This window comes from Thermodesulfovibrionales bacterium (assembly GCA_035622735.1).
Taxonomy (GTDB): Bacteria; Nitrospirota; Thermodesulfovibrionia; order Thermodesulfovibrionales; family UBA9159; genus DASPUT01.
The window spans coordinates 1-3,550 of record DASPUT010000160.1; the positions used below are offsets into that span (position 1 = coordinate 1).

Below are 3,550 nucleotides of genomic sequence, written 5' to 3' on the forward strand. Positions count from 1 at the left end.
TGGTATCGGTCATCAATCCTGTCGCCGCCCAGGCGGCGCCCATCGGCCTCGGCCTTGTGGCGGTGAGCGGGGATCTGCTGGACCTTCAGGTGGGACTCGGGCAGTTTTCAGGCCCCGTGGACGTATACTTCGCGATCTTCGCCCCTGCGATAAGCCCCGGGGTGTTGATCCTGACACCGACGGGGTTTTCGACGTCGGTCATCGCGCCCTGGATCAGCGGCACGACAGGAGACCTGTTTGTCGTGCTGCTTCAGGATTTCCCTGTGTCGCCGCTGCCTGCCGGAATGTACACGTTCTATCTCCTGGTGACCCCCGCGGGAAGTCTGAGCAGTTACTATCTCTGGCAGACGAGCTTCACGGTGTCGTAGTTCGTGCCGGGGAAGAAACAGCCGTGTACGAAGAGCGTTCAGCCCTTCGTACACGGCGCGCGGGTGTACCGCCGCATAACGGGCGGACATGACTCGCTCGTTGGAATCGTCTTCTTGTCATGAGCTGAGGACAGATCACAAAGATTCGATTTCAAGCCACCCAGCTTTTCCCAGGGCGATCCTTTGTGTCACTTTGCTCGCGGACTTGGTGTCTCTTCTCCGCCCCTGCGTTCTTCGTACTTGTGTTCTACTTGAATAATTATTTCTTTGCTTGTCTTCGGTATTTTCCACAGATTCAGATGACTTGATCCAAAATCGGAATGGAAAACATGAATTATAGCTTTAAGAGAATTAGTTCCCTCGTTATCCGTTATTTCCAGTGATTCAACAAAACTGGCATTGACACCCCGATCAGCAAACCAAATTACCAGATGTTTACTAAAATCTACTGGAGGTGGTTTTGGAATATGTGAAGTGAATTTGTGATAAAAATCATCTTGTATGTTGATCAATTGCGACCACAGGGTATTTAATTCTCTTTGAGAATGGATTATGCCGCAATAAGTGGAATAGTCAAATCTATCTTTCAGCCGCAAGTCAGGATCAATCTCAATTTTATCAACCTCTATGTGATGAGGCGCGCCTGTTTTTATGGAGTCTATCTCGGCAACTGCAGTTAAAGGTGAGCATAATAAGATAAGCAGAAGTGAGGATAATAGTTTATTGTTTTTCATTTTATTTTATTCCAACGATGTGCATCAGCCACACGGGCAGGCAGCAAATGCAACACATGGATCCGTTCATTTCCGCCTGAAACATACTGCTTCGTTCAGTATATCACGGGTGTGTGGGTCAGGAAGAAGCGCAAGAAAATCAACCGCCCTGCTGGAAATATGGGGACAACGAGCCTGTCTAAAAACTATAGCAACTTCACATCTAACATGATAGAGTAAGGGCCAAGAAATTTCAGGAGGTATCGATGCCGCTTAGGCCCTATGATCAAGACCAAATGTTTCTCTTGCCGCCGAGCCTGAACGAATGGGTAAGGCATGACCATCCCGCACGGGTTTTCTCTGAGGTAATAGAACGGATAGAGACGGGCATGTTCAGGGACGTCAAGGAAGAGGGGCGCCCTGCGTATCATCCGAAGATGATGTTGAAAGTACTTTTATGGGGATATGCGACGGGAGTGCGTTCAAGCAGAAAGATAGAGGAGAAACTTCAGCAGGACGTTGTATTTATGTGGCTTGGGGGAATGGAGAGACCTGATTTTCGGACACTGTGTCTGTTTCGGACGGGGAACAAGGAAGCCATGGAACAGGTATTTGCAGAAGTGCTCACAATAGCGCGAGAGATAGGCATGGAGCGTCTTGGGCTTGTTGCCCTGGACGGGAGCAAAGTGCAGGCGAGCAGCAGTATCGAGAGTTTCAAGAGCATAAGTCAGTGGCGAAACAAGCTTTTGGAAGCCAAGAAGGAAGCGCAGCGAATCATCGACGAAGCGGAACGAATAGATAAGGAGGAAGAAGCTGGTTACGGCACGGCAGCGAGAGGAGATGAGCTGCCGGAAGGTCTTGAGAAAGCAGAAGCTCGGATCAGGAAGATAGAAGAACTGCTGAAGCGTGCGCGGCAAGGTGGCAAAGGGGAGAGCGCGAAGATGAGCCTCACCGATCCTGAGGCGAGTTTCATGCACAGGAGGACCACATCCATCCCGGCTTATAATGCGCAGCTTGGAGTAACGGAGGATCATCTGATCGTTTACGCCGAAGTCACCACAGAACCGATAGATGTGAACCAAGTCAAGAACGCCGTAGAGGGCATCGAGCGTGAAGTGGGTGAGCCTCCCGCGGTTCTGGTAGCTGATGCCGGTTACTGTGGCGGAGAGAATCTGAGATACCTTGAAGACAAAACGATTGATGCCTACATTCCTGAGCAAGGTGAGCGACAGATTGGAAAGGCAAAGCGCGCGAGACCGCATCTGTATGGCAAAGAGTCTTTCACCTATTATGGAGAAACCGACCGATATGTCTGTCCGCAGGGAGAAGAGATGAGACCAACGGCGAGGGCGCGGGTGAGCGGTCCTTACCACAAACGGGAAGTTACAGTGTATCGGACTAAACGGGGGATTTGTGCGGGATGTCCTCGCCGACAACAGTGTACGCCGAACGAGAAGTTAGGCAGAGCGATAACGAGGGACGGTTACGAAGGATATCGTGACCGGATGAGAGCAAAGCTGATCACCGAGCGAGGCAGAACACTGTACGGGAAACGAAAGTGTATCGTAGAGCCAGTGATCGGACAGATTAAAACGAGAGGTGGATTCAGTCAATTCCTTTTGCGAGGAATTCAAAAAGCGCGGATTGAATGGAAGATAGGCGCAATAGCCCACAACCTTCTGAAGGTGGCAGGGGCGGTGGCGAAAAGAGAACGGGAAATCCTGACATTGGCGTAAGAGCTTTGCTCTCGGCGTTCCCTTTCAAGGGTCGGTTCGTAGGAGGTTTTTAGACAGGCTCGTTGTCCCCAAAAGGCTGCTCCCAAAAGGCTGCTACCCGGCGACTCGCCGGTGAACTCAACGCCCCAGAAATATTCCTCATCCTGACGCGCCAGGTCGAAGCGCGGTGTTCTTAGCGTTTCAGAAAAGAGAGCAGTTCCCGGTGAAAAACATCTTTGGCTTCGAAATGGGGGATGTGGCCGACGTTCGGGATTTCGACCAAGGTGGAGTCTGGGATTAGCTTTGCGGTCCTCTTCCCTAGTTCGGGATACTGACCGACGTAGGGAACAATTCCTTCTTAACCCGCGCCTTGCCGGCCACCGTCCTGTCGACTTGACCGATGACTAACAGAGTCTTCGCCTTTATCTGCCCGAATTCATAACAGACCGGCTGCTCGTAAATCATCTGGTAGGTGAGGGCCGCGGACATCGCCAGGCGTGGAGCTTCACCACTTTCCTTCATCCGGACGGCGACCTCGACGTACTCTTCATACTCGGGCTTCCACGTCACATAGTAGGTCTTGTGGTAGTTGCGGATGGCTGCTTCGGTCGCGCCGAGCTCGTTCCTGTAGAGGTCCTCTAAAGGAGTGTAGGTGACGATGGGGCGGTAATCTTCGAGGCCGATCGGGTTTTCGAGGATGAGATGCGTTACCATCTCAGGGTACATGAGCGCAAAGCGCGTTGCGAGCATGCCG

At 51.7% G+C, this 3,550-nt stretch carries 4 protein-coding genes; 2 read left to right on the forward strand and 2 right to left on the reverse strand.

Features of this window, described 5'->3' with window-relative positions:
- The coding region (locus VEI96_08480; GenBank protein HXX58019.1) for a hypothetical protein at positions 1 to 368 on the forward strand (368 nt) is incomplete at its 5' end.
- 188 nt (positions 369 to 556) lie between these two features.
- Here VEI96_08480 and VEI96_08485 read toward each other — a convergent pair.
- On the reverse strand, positions 557 to 1,102 hold the full coding sequence (locus tag VEI96_08485) for a hypothetical protein (GenBank protein ID HXX58020.1): 546 nt from the start codon (positions 1,100 to 1,102) through the stop codon (positions 557 to 559).
- A 245-nt stretch (positions 1,103 to 1,347) separates the two neighbouring features.
- Here VEI96_08485 and VEI96_08490 point away from each other — a divergent pair, with 245 nt between their 5' ends.
- Positions 1,348 to 2,817, forward strand: coding sequence for an IS1182 family transposase (locus tag VEI96_08490; protein HXX58021.1), 1,470 nt, complete (start codon positions 1,348 to 1,350; stop codon positions 2,815 to 2,817).
- A 297-nt stretch (positions 2,818 to 3,114) separates the two neighbouring features.
- Here the strand turns inward: VEI96_08490 and VEI96_08495 are convergent.
- A partial coding sequence (locus tag VEI96_08495; protein HXX58022.1) for an alpha/beta hydrolase occupies positions 3,115 to 3,550 on the reverse strand: 436 nt, incomplete at its 5' end.